At 67.8% G+C, this 13,252-nt stretch carries 13 protein-coding genes; 9 read left to right on the top strand and 4 right to left on the bottom strand.

Features of this window, described 5'->3' with window-relative positions; genetic code table 11:
* Positions 1-259 precede the first annotated feature (259 nt).
* Positions 260-1,708: a M48 family metalloprotease gene (locus G7A98_RS08865; RefSeq protein ID WP_163649302.1), complete on the bottom strand. Its 1,449-nt coding sequence runs from the start codon at positions 1,706-1,708 to the stop codon at positions 260-262.
* Between the two features lie 101 nt (positions 1,709-1,809).
* Here G7A98_RS08865 and G7A98_RS08860 point away from each other — a divergent pair, with 101 nt between their 5' ends.
* Both G7A98_RS08860 and G7A98_RS08855 read left to right on the top strand, forming a co-directional pair.
* A complete protein-coding gene (locus tag G7A98_RS08860) occupies positions 1,810-2,055 on the top strand; it encodes a sulfurtransferase TusA family protein (protein ID WP_163649301.1) in 246 nt (81 codons plus the stop codon).
* The gene (locus G7A98_RS08855; RefSeq protein ID WP_163649300.1) at positions 2,052-3,149 is read left to right on the top strand and encodes an AI-2E family transporter; all 1,098 of its coding nucleotides are present in this window, start codon (positions 2,052-2,054) and stop codon (positions 3,147-3,149) included. Before G7A98_RS08860 ends, G7A98_RS08855 begins: the two co-directional genes overlap by 4 nt.
* Here the strand turns inward: G7A98_RS08855 and G7A98_RS08850 are convergent.
* Positions 3,140-3,616: a peroxiredoxin gene (locus G7A98_RS08850; protein WP_163649299.1), complete on the bottom strand. Its 477-nt coding sequence runs from the start codon at positions 3,614-3,616 to the stop codon at positions 3,140-3,142. The genes G7A98_RS08855 and G7A98_RS08850 overlap by 10 nt on opposite strands.
* A 223-nt stretch (positions 3,617-3,839) precedes the next feature.
* On the opposite strand from G7A98_RS08850, the gene dapA reads away from it, so the two are divergent.
* The 4 genes from dapA to purC all read left to right on the top strand — a co-directional run bounded on the left by dapA (position 3,840) and on the right by purC (position 7,333).
* Positions 3,840-4,724, top strand: a complete 885-nt coding sequence (dapA, locus tag G7A98_RS08845) for a 4-hydroxy-tetrahydrodipicolinate synthase (protein ID WP_163649298.1) — start codon at positions 3,840-3,842, stop codon at positions 4,722-4,724.
* Positions 4,725-4,759: 35 nt separating this feature from the next.
* The gene (locus G7A98_RS08840; protein ID WP_163649297.1) at positions 4,760-5,707 is read left to right on the top strand and encodes an outer membrane protein assembly factor BamC; all 948 of its coding nucleotides are present in this window, start codon (positions 4,760-4,762) and stop codon (positions 5,705-5,707) included.
* Positions 5,707-6,510: an MBL fold metallo-hydrolase gene (locus G7A98_RS08835; RefSeq protein ID WP_163649296.1), complete on the top strand. Its 804-nt coding sequence runs from the start codon at positions 5,707-5,709 to the stop codon at positions 6,508-6,510. Before G7A98_RS08840 ends, G7A98_RS08835 begins: the two co-directional genes overlap by 1 nt.
* Before the next feature lie 109 nt (positions 6,511-6,619).
* Complete coding sequence (gene purC / locus G7A98_RS08830; protein ID WP_163649295.1) at positions 6,620-7,333, top strand: phosphoribosylaminoimidazolesuccinocarboxamide synthase; 714 nt, start codon at positions 6,620-6,622, stop codon at positions 7,331-7,333.
* 22 nt (positions 7,334-7,355) lie between these two features.
* Here the strand turns inward: purC and tsaA are convergent, their stop codons facing one another.
* Entirely contained in the window at positions 7,356-8,105 is a 750-nt protein-coding gene (gene tsaA, locus G7A98_RS08825; RefSeq protein ID WP_163649294.1) for a tRNA (N6-threonylcarbamoyladenosine(37)-N6)-methyltransferase TrmO, read from the bottom strand.
* A 108-nt stretch (positions 8,106-8,213) separates the two neighbouring features.
* Here tsaA and G7A98_RS08820 point away from each other — a divergent pair, with 108 nt between their 5' ends.
* Positions 8,214-8,729 (top strand): GNAT family N-acetyltransferase, encoded by a 516-nt coding sequence (locus G7A98_RS08820; protein ID WP_163649293.1) that lies wholly within the window; start codon positions 8,214-8,216, stop codon positions 8,727-8,729.
* On the opposite strand, the gene nadC is transcribed toward G7A98_RS08820, so the two are convergent.
* Positions 8,726-9,580: a carboxylating nicotinate-nucleotide diphosphorylase gene (gene nadC / locus G7A98_RS08815; protein WP_163649292.1), complete on the bottom strand. Its 855-nt coding sequence runs from the start codon at positions 9,578-9,580 to the stop codon at positions 8,726-8,728. The genes G7A98_RS08820 and nadC overlap by 4 nt on opposite strands.
* 76 nt (positions 9,581-9,656) lie before the next feature.
* Here nadC and ampD point away from each other — a divergent pair, with 76 nt between their 5' ends.
* Both ampD and aceE read left to right on the top strand, forming a co-directional pair.
* Entirely contained in the window at positions 9,657-10,229 is a 573-nt protein-coding gene (gene ampD / locus G7A98_RS08810) for a 1,6-anhydro-N-acetylmuramyl-L-alanine amidase AmpD (protein WP_163649291.1), read from the top strand.
* 301 nt (positions 10,230-10,530) lie between these two features.
* Positions 10,531-13,215 (top strand): pyruvate dehydrogenase (acetyl-transferring), homodimeric type, encoded by a 2,685-nt coding sequence (aceE, locus tag G7A98_RS08805; protein ID WP_163649290.1) that lies wholly within the window; start codon positions 10,531-10,533, stop codon positions 13,213-13,215.
* Positions 13,216-13,252 lie beyond the last annotated feature (37 nt).

The raw sequence follows: 13,252 nt of genomic DNA, 5'->3' as shown, positions 1-13,252 counted from the left end.
CCTCCACCCCGGCAAGTCTTCTCCATACTGCCCGTGTTGGGTCATTTCCAACATACAAGCGACTTCAGTCGCGATGAGCGCACCACCGAGGCACCGCTGTCGGGGATGAATCCCCTCCCACAAGCTCCCTTCAGGGCGGGAATCCCCCTTTTCGGCAGGCGTCTCCGGCAGGCGTCTCCGGCAGGCCGGTCAGCCTGGATTACTACCCTCCAGTCAGCCGGCGGGGCCTTTCCGTGAACAACCTGATGGGTTTACACAGCTAGAACTGCTGCAGGGTATTGCGGTAATCCAGGTAGTCCCGTCGGCGGGCCTTGAAGCGGCCGGCCATGGCGAAGTCGCCGGCCCGGCGGGCGTCCTCCTCGGCGATGTCGAGCTGCTTGATCGCCCGGTCGATGTGGCCGGTGAGCTGCAGTTCCTCGGCGCGCGCCAGCATGCCCCACAGCGAATGTCCGCTGCGTCCCGCCGCCGCCGCCAGCAGGTCGAAGACCCGGGGGGTCTCGGGGTACTGCCGGCTCATGTCGCGCAGTCGCTCGAAGGCGGCGGCGGGATCGTCCTGCAGCTGAATCCGGGCCTTCACCAGCTGTGCCGGGTAGTAGTCCGGCATCAGCTGCAGCAGGCGATCGGCTCGGCTTGCCGCGGCGGCGAGGTCCCCTGCCGCCAGGGCGACCTCGGCGGCGGTCGCCGGGATCAGCGCCAGGTCCGGCCACTGCTCGGCCAGGCTGTCGAGTTGCCTGAGTGCCTGAGTGGTCCGGTGGTCGGCGGCTTCGGTCAGCGCCTTCAGGTAGCGCTGCGCGTCGGGCGGCGCCTTGCCCTCGCGAAGCCGGGCCATGGCTTGGCCCGGGTCGTCGGCGTACAGCGCCAGCAGGGCGCGGGCGCGGATCATCGCGTAGCGCGGGTCGTCGTCGGTTGCCGGCGGGCTGGGCAGCTGGTCGGCGCGAGCCTGGGTATCGCTGATCCGTGACTGGGTCACCGGGTGGGTGAGCAGGAACTCCGGCGGGTTGCCGCCCTGCAGGCTGGTCAGGCGCTGCATGGCGCGAAACATGGCGGGCATGGCCTGGGGGTCGAAGCCGGCGTCGGCCATGGCCTGCAGGCCGACGCGGTCGGCTTCCTGCTCGAAGCGCCGCGAATAGGCCAGCTGGTCCTGGATGAAGGCCGCTTGGGAGCCGGCCATGGCGGCCATGCCGGCATTGCCGGCGCCGCCGGCGGCCAGCACCATGCCGGCCAGCATCGCCGCCAGGGTCGGCAGCTGGGTTTCCTCCGCGCGTGCCTTGCGTCGGGCGAAGTGGTCCTGCCCCAGGTGGCCGAGCTCGTGGGCGAGCACCGAGGCGAAGGCGTCCTCGCTGTCGGCAAAGGCGAACAGTCCCTGGTTGACGCCGATCACGCCGCCGGGCACGGCGAAGGCGTTGAGCAGGCGGCTGTCCACCAGGGTGACGGTCCAGTCAAGGTTGCCGACGTGGCTGTAGGGCAGTAGGCGGGCGACCAGCGAGGCCACGTAGGTGCGGGTGATCGGGTCCTGCCAGGTCCGGGTCTGGGCGCGGAACTGGCGCAGCCAGGCGCGTCCCAGCCGGTACGCTTCGTCGCGGGAGACCCCGGCGCCGCTGTCGCCCAGCGTCGGCAGGGCGGCATCGCCGGAGGGCGCGGCCATGGCGGCCGGCAGCGGCGAGGCCAGCAGGGCCGTCAGCAGGGTGGTCGTCAAGAGCCGCAACATGGCGCTCCTCGTCGTTGATGGGCACCCTGGCTCGGACATTGATTCACCGTACAAAGTGCCGTTAAATCGAGGCGTTTTCGACCATTCTCACGGGAGGCGGCATGGGCCTGCAACCGAATGACGAGCTGGACGCGCGAGGCCTGAGCTGCCCGCTGCCCTTGCTGAAGGCCAAGCAGGCGCTGTCGCGCCTGGCATCCGGCCAGACGCTTTACGTGAGGGCGACCGATCCGGGCTCCTGGCGGGACTTCGAGGCGTTCGCCGCCCAGGGCGCCCACGAGCTGCTGGCGCGCGAGACACACGGCGACGAGTATCACTACTGGATTCGCAAGGGCGGTAGCGGGGCATGACCATGAAGGCCGTCTTCAAGACCTGGTTCGAGCGCTACTTCTCCGACGAGGAGGCGATCGTCCTGCTGCTGGTGCTGGTGCTGGGCTTCGCGGCGGTGATCTGGCTGGGCAAGATGCTGGCGCCGTTCTTCACCGCCCTGATCCTGGCCTTCATGCTGCAGGGCGTGGTCGGCTGGCTGGAGCGTCACGGCCTGCCGCGGCTGCTGTCGGTGCTGGTGGTGTTCCTGGTGTTCCTCGGCATGCTGCTGGCCCTGGCGCTGATCGTCATGCCGCTGGTGTGGAACCAGCTGGTGGACCTGGTGCAGGAGACGCCACGCATGTTCACCAGCGTCCAGGCCTGGCTCGAGCACATGCAGACCCGCTATCCGACGGTCATCACCCCGGCGCAGATCGACAGCTGGGTGGCTACCGCCGGGCGCGAGGCGACCCAGCTGGGCCAGCGGGCGCTGACGCTGTCGCTGGCCTCGCTAGGCAACGTGCTGAGCCTGATCATCTATCTGGTGCTGGTGCCGATCCTGGTGTTCTTCCTGCTCAAGGATCGCGAGTCGCTGACCCGCTTCACCCTCTCCCTGCTGCCGCAGAAACGCACCCTGATGACCCGCATCTGGTACGAGATGGACGACCAGATCGCCAACTACATCCGCGGCAAGGCGATCGAGATCGCCATCGTCGGCGGCACCGCCTTCGTCACCTTCTGGTTCTTCGGGCTGCCCTATTCGGCACTGCTGGGGCTGATCGTCGGGCTTTCCGTGCTGGTGCCCTATATCGGCGCGGCGGTGGCCACGGTGCCGGTGGCGGCGGTGGCCGGCTTCCACTTCGGGCTGGGCGAGCAGTTCGTCTACGTGGTGGTCGCCTACGGCGTGCTGCAGGCGCTGGACGGCAACGTGCTGGTGCCGATCCTGTTCTCCGAGGCGGTCAACCTGCACCCGGTGTCGATCATCCTGGCGGTACTGTTCTTCGGCGGGATCTGGGGCTTCTGGGGCGTGTTCTTCGCGATTCCGCTGGCCACCCTGCTCAAGGCGCTGGTGCAGGCCTGGCCCCGCAGCGTGGCGAAGCGGGACCAGCCGTTGCCGCAGGTCGACCTTCAGGACTGAGCGTGGAGCTCCCGGGCCGCGTCGAGCACCTCGGCGACGTGGCCCGGCACCTTGACCTTGCGCCACTCCCGGGCCAGCCTGCCCTCGGTGTCGATCAGGAAGGTACTGCGTTCGATGCCCAGGTGTTCCTTGCCGTAGAGCTTCTTGAGCTTGATGACATCGAACAGGCGGCACAGCGACTCGTCCTTGTCGGCGATCAGCTCGAAATTGAAGCCCTGCTTGGCCTTGAAGTTCTCGTGGGCGCGCAGGCCGTCGCGGGAGACGCCGAGGATCACCGTGTTGGCGGCGTCGAAATCGGCCTTGTGATCGCGGAAGTCGCCGCCCTCGGTGGTGCAGCCGGGGGTGTGGTCCTTGGGATAGAAATAGATCACCACCTGCCTGCCGCGCAGCTCGGAGAGGGTGACGGTGGTGTCGTTGGTGGCCTGGGCGGTGAAATCGGGAACCGGTTGGCCGGGACTGACGCTCATGATGGACTCCTCGGGTGGCGGGACGAGACTCCGCGATTACACGCAAGCCGCGCTCGGCTGTAAAGCCCCCGCCACTCGGTGGATTGACGCCGGTGGCGCTTGACCTGTACAGGCCTCGAGCGCCTGAGTACCATTTGGCCTCTGGACCGGGTATCGATCACGATGGTTTCGCCGGCCCGGTAGCCGCTACCGGACGGGCCGATCAACAGGAGAGCACTGCAGGATGATCACAGGCAGCATTGTCGCGCTGGCGACCCCCATGAAAGCGTCCGGCGAGATCGATTGGGAGGCGCTGCGTCGCCTGGTGAGCTTCCATCTCGACAATGGCACCGATGCCATCGTCGCCGCCGGCACCACCGGCGAGCCCACCACCATGTCGTTCGCCGAGCATTTCGACGTCATTCGCACCGTTGTCGAGGAAGTTCGCGGCCGCATTCCGGTCATCGCCGGCACCGGTGCCAACGCCACCTCCGAAGCCGTCGAGCTGGCGCGCTACGCCAAGGAAGTGGGTGCCGACTATTGCCTGTCGGTCTGCCCCTACTACAACAAGCCCACCCAGGAAGGGCTCTACCAGCACTTCAAGGCCGTTGCCGAAGGCGGCGACCTGCCGGTCATCCTCTACAACGTGCCGGGGCGCACCTGCTCGGATCTCTACAACGAGACCGTCTTCCGGCTCGCCGAACTGGACAACATCGTCGGCCTCAAGGACGCCACCGGCAACCTGGAGCGCGCCGAGGAACTGATCGAGCGGCTCAAGGGCACCGGCTTCGCGCTGTATTCCGGCGACGACCCGACCGCCTGCGACTTCATGCTGATGGGGGGACACGGCGACATCTCGGTGACCGCCAATGTCGCGCCGCATGCCATGCACGAGCTGTGCGAGGCGGCGGTTTCCGGCGATACCGAGCGGGCCCACCAGATCAACACGCGCCTGATGCCGCTGCACACGGCGCTGGGCGTCGAGGCCAATCCCATTCCGGTCAAGTGGTCGTTGAACCGCATGGGGTATGCCGACAAGGGCATTCGTCTGCCGCTGACCTGGCTGTCCGAGAAGTACCATTCCACCGTGGGCGAGGCGCTGCAGCTCGCCGGCGTCCTCGATGATTGAGTCGTGCCCGGCCCCACGCAATACAAGGTAGAAGCATGAAACCCGTCTTCAAATGGATGCCGCTGGCCGTTGCCGTCGGCGTGATCGTCAGCGGTTGCGGCGGTGACGGCTACTACTACGACCGCAACGACGAGTATCGCAGCGCCGAGATGGTGCCCCCGCTCGAGCTGCCGGACAGCCGACCCGCCGGGCGCTACCAGGACGCCATGCCGGTGCCTGACGTCAGCAACGACTTCGCCGCCGACGGCGAGTTCGAGGCGCCGCGGCCACGGCCGCTGGCCGGCGGCGAGGAGGACGACGCCCCCTACGTCCAGCTGCGCCAGGCGGGCAACGACCGCTGGCTGCTGGTCAACGCGGCACCGGGCGGCGTCTGGCCGCAGCTGCAGCGCTTCGTCCAGACCCGCGGGCTGACGGCCACCACCCAGGACGCCTCGCGGGGGCTGATCGTCACGCCCCAGGCCGAGCTGAGCGTGCGCCAGGGGCTGCGCGAGGCGACCAGCGAAGTGCGCTGCAGCGGCCCGGCGTCCCAGGCCGGTCAGTGCCTGACCGCGCTCAAGGGCTATCTGGATGCCTCCGGCGCCGACACCCAGGGGGTCTCGCTGGCCGCCCAGCAGATCGGCCAGGAAAAGCGTGTGCGCCTGCAGAACGCCGGCGGCCAGTGGCAGCTGGTGCTGGCGCTGCCGCAGGATCGCGCCTGGTCGGAGCTGCAGTATCAGCTCGAGAACAACTTCACCGGCGACGGACGGCGTCTCGTCGACCAGAACCGCAGCGCCGGCGAGCTGCTGATCGACTACCGCTCGAGCGCCGATGACGGCGGCTGGTTCGACTGGTTCGGCAGTGACGCGCCGCAGCGCTATCGCCTGTCGCTGAGCGATGCCGGCGCCGGCCGTACCGTGGTCAGGATCGCCCGCGCCGACGGCAAGACGGTGGGCGAGCGCGAGGCCCGCGAGGTGCTCGACGCCGTGGCCGCCACCCTGCGCTGATGACGGCGGACGCCACGCCGGTCCCGCCTGCCGGACGCCGATTGCGCTTCGCCTCGCTGGGCAGCGGCAGCAAGGGCAACGCCACCCTGGTCAGCGACGGCGAGACCCACGTGCTGGTCGACTGCGGCTTCGGCCTGCGCGAGACCGAGCGGCGCCTGGCGCGTTTCGGGCTGCATCCGCGCCAGCTCGCGGCGGTGCTGGTCACCCACGAGCACGGCGACCATATCCGCGGGGTGGGGCCGCTGGCGCGGCGTCACCACCTGCCGGTGTATCTCAGCGCCGGCACCTGGCTGTCGCGGCGGCTCGGCGAAGTGCCGCGACACACCCTGATCACGCCCCAGGCGCGCTTCGCCATCGCCGGCCTCGAGATCGACCCGGTGACCGTGCCCCACGATGCCCGCGAGCCGGTGCAGTTCCGCTTTCACGCCCATCGGCGCTCGTTGGGCATCCTGACCGACCTGGGGCATCCCAGCGAGCACGTGATCGAGCGCTTCCGCGGCTGCGACGCCCTGGTGCTGGAATGCAACCATGACCCACGCCTGCTCGCCGACGGGCCCTATCCGCCGAGCCTCAAGCGACGGGTCGGCGGCGACTGGGGGCACCTGGCCAACGCCCAGGCGAGCCGCCTGCTCGGGCGGCTGGGGCTGGACCGGCTGCAGCACATCGTCTGCTCTCACCTGTCGGAGCAGAACAACCGTCCCGAGCTGGCCCGGGACGCGCTGGAGCCGCTGCTCGACGGCGACACGGGGCGGCTGACCGTGGCCGCCCAGGCGCATGGTTTCGACTGGCGGGACGTGGCATGAACGGTATCCTTCGGGGGACCGGGCCGTGTAACGCTGCCAACGGATCGGCGGGGCGTCGCGACTGACGCCCCGCCCTGGTTTTTCGCCTCACTTCGGAGGGTCTTCCCCCATGGAAAAACGCGACGAGCTCTACGCCGGCAAGGCCAAGTCGGTCTACCGGACCGACGACCCCGACCGCCTGATCCTGCATTTCCGCGACGACACCAGCGCCTTCGACGGCGAGCGCATGGAGTCGCTGGCACGCAAGGGGCTGGTCAACAACAAGTTCAATGCCTTCATCATGGGCAAGCTGGCCGAGGCCGGCGTTCCCACCCACTTCGACGGCCTGGTCTCCGATACCGAGTGCGTGGTCAAGAAGCTCGACATGATCCCCGTCGAGTGCGTGGTGCGCAATCGCGCCGCCGGCAGCCTGGTGCGCCGCCTCGGCGTGGAGGAGGGCATCGAGCTCGATCCGCCCACCTTCGAACTGTTCCTCAAGAACGACGCCCAGCACGACCCGATGATCAACGAGTCGCTGGCCATCACCTTCGGCTGGGCCACGGCGGCACAGCTGGCGCGGATGAAGGAGCTGACCTTCAAGGTCAACGAAGTGCTCAAGCAGCTGTTCCTCGACGGCGGCATGCTGCTGGTCGACTACAAGCTGGAGTTCGGCCTGTTCCACGGCGAGATCGTGCTGGGCGACGAGTTCTCCCCCGACGGCTGCCGCCTGTGGGACGCCGAGACCCTCGAGAAGATGGACAAGGACCGCTTCCGTCAGGGGCTGGGCGGCGTGATCGAGGCCTACGAGGAAGTCGGCCGCCGGCTGGGCATCGCCTTCGACTGATTCCGGGGAGAGCGCCGGCGGCTCAGGGACGCGGCGTGGCCAGCGGCACGATCTCGAGCACCTCGAGGGCCACGCCGCCGCCGTCCGCGTCGGCGACGGCCCGGAAGCGCACGTCGACGTCGCGCAGCGGGACGCCGTAGCGTCGCGCCTCGGCGCCGCGACGGTAGGCGGGACGGGGGTCCTGGGCGAGCACCTGGGCGATCAGCCGGTGCAGCGACTCGCCATCGGCGCGCTCGGCCAGCTGGCCGGCGGCACGGTCGCTGAAGCGCACCGGCAGCCGGACGGGCGGGGCCGGGGCGAACCCGGCGCGTGCCGCGGGCGGCGATTCGGCCCAGGGCAGGTAGGGCTTGATGTCGAGCACCGGGGTGCCGTCGACCAGGTCGTGACCGCGCAGGTGCAGGCAGACCCCGTTGCGGGTGTCGATGCCGGCGAGCTCGACCAGCGACAGCCCCAGCCGGTTGGGGCGGTGCGTGCTGCGGGTGGCGAACACCCCGATGCGGGCGTTGCCGCCCAGTCGCGGCGGCCGCACCAGCGGCGTCCAGCGCTCGGGGCTGCGGTGGAAGAGGAAGGTCAGCCACAGATGACTGACGTCTTCCAGGCCGCGTACCGTCAGCGGGTCGTCGAACGGCGCCAGCAGCTCGAGCCGGCCGCGGGCCTCCGGCGCCAGCCCCGGCTGGCGGGGGATGCCGAACTTGTCGGGGTAGTCGCTGACGATGCGGCCGATGGGCGTCAGGGTGAAGGCCTCGGGCGGAGCGGGATCATGATCGTGCATGGCGCCATTATGCCCGCTGTCGCGCCCGGCGACGAGCGAGGCGTGGCCGGGCACAATGGGGCCGGTGATGAATGAAGTCGACGGACACAGGCCGGCGAGGAGCAAGCCATGGATGAACGGATTCGTTTTCGCGAGGCCTTGCCCCGCGACGCGGCGGACCAGGCCGAGGTCTTCCATCATGCCGTGATGCAGGGGGCCGCCGGTCGTTACACGCTGGTCCAGCGCGAGGCCTGGGTCAGCGCGCTGCCCCGCGAGGCCAGTGCCTGGTCGGCGCGGCAGGCGCTGTACGCCACCCTGGTCGCCGAATGCGACGGGCGCTGCGTGGGGTTCTGCGAGCTCGATGTCGCGGAAGGGCGGATCGTGACGCTCTATGTCTGGCCGTCGCTGGCGCGTCGCGGCATCGGCGCACGCCTGCTGGAACTCGGGGAAAGCCTGCTGCGCGAGCGCGGCCTGAGCCGGGTGACCATCGAGGCCAGCCTGGTGCTGGCCGACGGCCTGGCGCGCCGCGGCTGGCGGCGCCTGGGTGACGAATGGGTCGAGCGCCAGGGCGAGTCACTGCCGCGGGTGCGCATGGATCGCGAACTCGACGCGGCGCCGGCCGGGCCGCGTCGGGGGGTGTCCTAGCGGCTCTCGACGTGCTCGACGCGCATCGACAGGTCGATGGCCTTGACGTCCTTGGTCAGCGCGCCGATCGAGATGCAGTCGACGCCGGTGGCGGCGATCGCCTCGAGGGTGGTGTCGCTGACGTTGCCCGAGGCTTCCAGCGTCGCCTTGCCGGCGGTGCGCGCCACCGCCTCGCGCAGGTCATCGAGCGAGAAGTTGTCGAGCATCACCACGTCGGCACCGGCCGTCAGTGCCTGGTCCAGCTCCTCGAGATTCTCCACTTCCACTTCCACCGGCAGGTCACGGGCGATGCTGCGCGCCTCGCGCACCGCCGCGGCGATGCCGCCGCAGGCGGCGATATGATTCTCCTTGATCAGAAAGGCGTCGTAGAGCCCGATGCGGTGGTTGTGACAGCCGCCGCAGGTCACGGCGTACTTCTGGGCCAGGCGCAGTCCCGGCAGGGTCTTGCGGGTATCCAGCAGGCGCACGCCGGTGTCGGCGACCCGGTCGGCATAGGCCCGGGCGCGGGTGGCGGTGCCGGACAGCGTCTGCAGCAGGTTGAGCGCCGCGCGCTCGCCGGTCATCAGGCTGCGGGCGGGGCCTTCCAGCTCGACGAACACCTGATCGGGCGCGAGCCGGTCGCCGTCGGCGGCGTGCCAGGTGAGATTGACCCGGGGGTCGAGCCGGCGATACAGCTCGTCGACCCAGGCCACACCGCACAGCACGGCCGCCTCGCGGGTGATCACCCGCGCGCGAGCCCACTGGCGCTCGGGAATCAGTTGCGCCGTGATGTCGCCGGGACCGACGTCCTCGGCGAGCAGGCGGGCGGTGCTGGTGCGGATCTCCTCGGCGAGGGCCTCATGGTAGTGCATGGCTGTCCTTGCTAGTGATAGGCGACAATGCCGTCATTATAGGGAAAGCCCATCCGATACGGCAGGGGAGACGCGCGTGAGAATCGAGAATGGCTGGCTGGTGCCGGCGCGGCAGGTGGTGTCGCCCAATGCCAACGAGCGGCCGGCGGGGGAAATCTCGGCCTTGGTGCTGCATTCCATCAGCCTGCCGCCCGGCGAGTTCGGCGGCGATGCCATCGAGCGGCTGTTCACCAACACCCTGGACCCGGCGGGCGACCCCTTCTTCGCCACCATCGCCGGCCTGCGGGTGTCGGCGCACCTGCTGATCCGCCGTGACGGCGAGTGCGTACAGTTCGTGCCCTTCACGCGGCGGGCCTGGCATGCCGGGCGCTCGCGCTGGTTCGACGGCGAACGCGAGCGTGTCGAGCTCAACGACTTCAGCATCGGCATCGAGCTGGAAGGTGACGAAATCACCCCCTATCGGGAGCGCCAGTACCGCTGCCTCGCCGAGGTGACCCGCGCTCTGCTGGCCGTCTATCCGGCCCTGGATGCGCGGCGCATCACCAGTCATGCGCGCATCGCGCCGCTGCGCAAGAGCGATCCGGGGCCGGCGTTCGACTGGGCCTATTTCCGCCAATGCCTGGCGTCGCCCCGGCCGACCTTGCGGTAGCTGCACTACACGGCAGCCGCGGTGATGACGACTGTCATGGAAGTGGCTAATATTGCAGCGCAATGAAGACTTTGGAAAAGATTTCCAGGTTAAGCTCAATTGGCAGATTGCAGTGTTTGCGGTATCTTCGAACCCAGAATCTGTCACTTTCGCATGCGTGTCTGTAGTTTCATTACACCGCGAAGGACACGGAGACACGACCCGCAGAAGGTCGGCCCGCACTGAAGAGCGCTACATGCCCCGATGCTGTGATCCAGCGGGAGGGCAGACCGACACCCTATCTTCATTCGGAGAGACGTCTATGAGTCTGGAGGCAAGAGAAGATATCGATCCGACCGAAACCCTGGAATGGCTGGAATCCTTGGAATCGGTCCTGGATCGAGAGGGCGAAGAGCGCGCCCAGTACCTGATGAGCCGGCTGGCCGATCGATTCCGTCGCGACGGTCGTCAGGTGCCCTTCTCGGTGACGACGCCCCATCGCAACACGATCCCCGTGCACCGTGAGGCACGCATGCCGGGCGATCTGTTCATGGAGCGCAAGATCCGTTCGCTGGTCCGCTGGAACATGGCGGCGCAGGTCATCCGGGCCAACAAGAAGCACAAGGGACTGGGTGGCCACCTGGCCAGCTACATGTCCAGTGCCACGCTCTATGAAGTCGGCTTCAACCACTTCTTCCGTGCCCCGCAGGGCGACTTCAAGGGCGATCTGATCTATATCCAGGGCCACGTGTCTCCGGGCATCTACGCGCGCTCCTTCCTGGAGGGCCGGCTGACCGAGGAGCAGATGGACAACTTCCGTCAGGAAGTCGACGGCAATGGCCTGTCCTCCTATCCGCACCCCTGGCTGATGCCGGACTACTGGCAGTTCCCGACCGTGTCGATGGGCCTGGGGCCGATCACCGCGATCTACCAGGCCCACGTCATGAAGTACCTCGATTCGCGCGGCCTGCAGCCGATGCAGGATCGCAAGGTCTGGGCCTTCCTCGGCGACGGCGAGTGCGACGAGCCGGAATCGCTGGGCGCGCTGCACCTGGCCAGCCGCGAGAAGCTCGACAACCTGATCTTCGTGGTCAACTGCAACCTGCAGCGTCTCGATGGCCCGGTGCGTGGCAACTCGCGGATCATGGATGAGCTGGAGGGCGTATTCCGCGGCGCCGGCTGGAATGTCCTCAAGGTGGTCTGGGGCCGTTTCTGGGACCCGCTGTTCGAGCAGGATTCCAAGGGCGTGCTGCAGAAGCTGATGGACGAGACCGTCGACGGCGAATACCAGAACTACAAGGCCAACGGCGGCGCCTATACCCGGGAGCACTTCTTCGGCAAGTATCCCGAGACCGCCAAGATGGTCGAGAACATGTCCGACGAGGACATCTGGAAGCTCAACCGTGGGGGGCACGACCCCTACAAGGTGTATGCGGCCTATCAGGAGGCGGTCAGCAACGCCAACGGCAAGCCGACGGTAATCCTGGCGCATACCGTCAAGGGCTATGGCATGGGCGGTGGCTCCGGTGAAGCCGACATGGAAGCGCACCAGATCAAGTCGATGGATACCGAGGCGCTCAAGAAGTTCCGCGACCGCTTCGCCATCCCGGTCTCCGACGAGCAGCTCGACAGCGGCGTCATGCCGTACTACAAGCCGTCGGAAGACAGCCCGGAAATCAAGTACCTGCACATGCGTCGCGAGCAGCTCGGCGGCTATCTGCCGGCGCGCAAGCACGACTTCGAGAGCATCGAGATTCCGGGGCTGGACGACAAGACCTTCGCCGCCCAGATCAAGGGCTCCGGGGATCGCGAGGTCTCCACCACCATGTCGTTCGTGCGCATCCTCAACGGCCTGGTCAAGAACAAGGCCTTCGGCAAGCAGGTGGTGCCGATCATCCCCGACGAGGCGCGGACCTTCGGCATGGAGGGCATGTTCCGTCAGCTCGGCATCTATACCTCCGAAGGGCAGAAGTACGAGCCCATGGATTCCGGCCAGATCATGTACTACCGCGAGGACAAGGCCGGGCAGATCCTCGAGGAAGGCATCACCGAGGCGGGCGCCATGTCGGCGTGGATCGCCGCGGCGACCTCCTACTCCAACCACCACATGCCGCTGCTGCCGTTCTATATCTACTACTCGATGTTCGGCTTCCAGCGCATCGGTGACCTGGCGTGGCTGGCCGGCGACATGCAGGCCCGCGGCTTCCTGGTCGGCGGCACCGCCGGGCGCACGCCGCTCAACGGCGAAGGTCTGCAGCACCAGGACGGTCACAGCCACATCCAGGCCTCGACCATTCCCAACTGCCGCAGCTACGACCCGACCTACTCCTACGAGCTGGCGGTGATCGTTCAGGACGGTCTGAAGCGGATGTACCAGGACAAGGAAAACTGCTTCTACTACCTGACCGTGATGAACGAGAACTACGAGCATCCGGAAATGCCCGAAGGTGTCGAGAATGACATCATCAAGGGCATGTACCTGCTGCGCGAGGTCTCGGGCAAGAAGGACAAGGCCCATGTCCAGCTGATGGGCTCCGGCACCATCCTGCGCGAGGTCGAGGCGGCCGCCGAGATCCTCAAGGAGGAGTACGGCATCGGCGCCGACATCTGGAGCGTGCCGAGCTTCAACGAGCTGCGTCGCGAGGCGCTGGAGATCGACCGTCAGGCCTTCCTCAAGCCCGAAGAGGAGCCGGCCAAGCCGCACGTCACGGCGTGCCTGGAAGGCCGCAAGGGGCCGGTCATCGCCTCGACCGACTACATGAAGCTCTATGCCGACCAGGTTCGCGCCTGGGTGCCGACCGACTATCACGTGCTCGGTACCGACGGCTTCGGCCGTTCGGATACCCGCGAGAAGCTGCGCCACTTCTTCGAGGTCGACCGCCACTTCGTCACCGTGGTCGCCCTCAAGGCGCTGGCCGATCGCGGCGAGCTCGACCGCAAGGTCGTGGCCGATGCCATCAAGAAGCACGGCATCGATCCGAACAAGCCCAGCCCGCTGGTCTCCTGAGACCGTTCACGGCTGATCTGACGCCGGACGGGCTACG

The sequence above is a fragment of the Modicisalibacter sp. 'Wilcox' genome, from assembly GCF_010993675.1.
Lineage (GTDB): Bacteria > Pseudomonadota > Gammaproteobacteria > Pseudomonadales > Halomonadaceae > Modicisalibacter > Modicisalibacter tunisiensis.
Note: the sequence above shows the minus strand (reverse complement) of the source record. Positions and strands in the feature narration are given on the sequence as shown.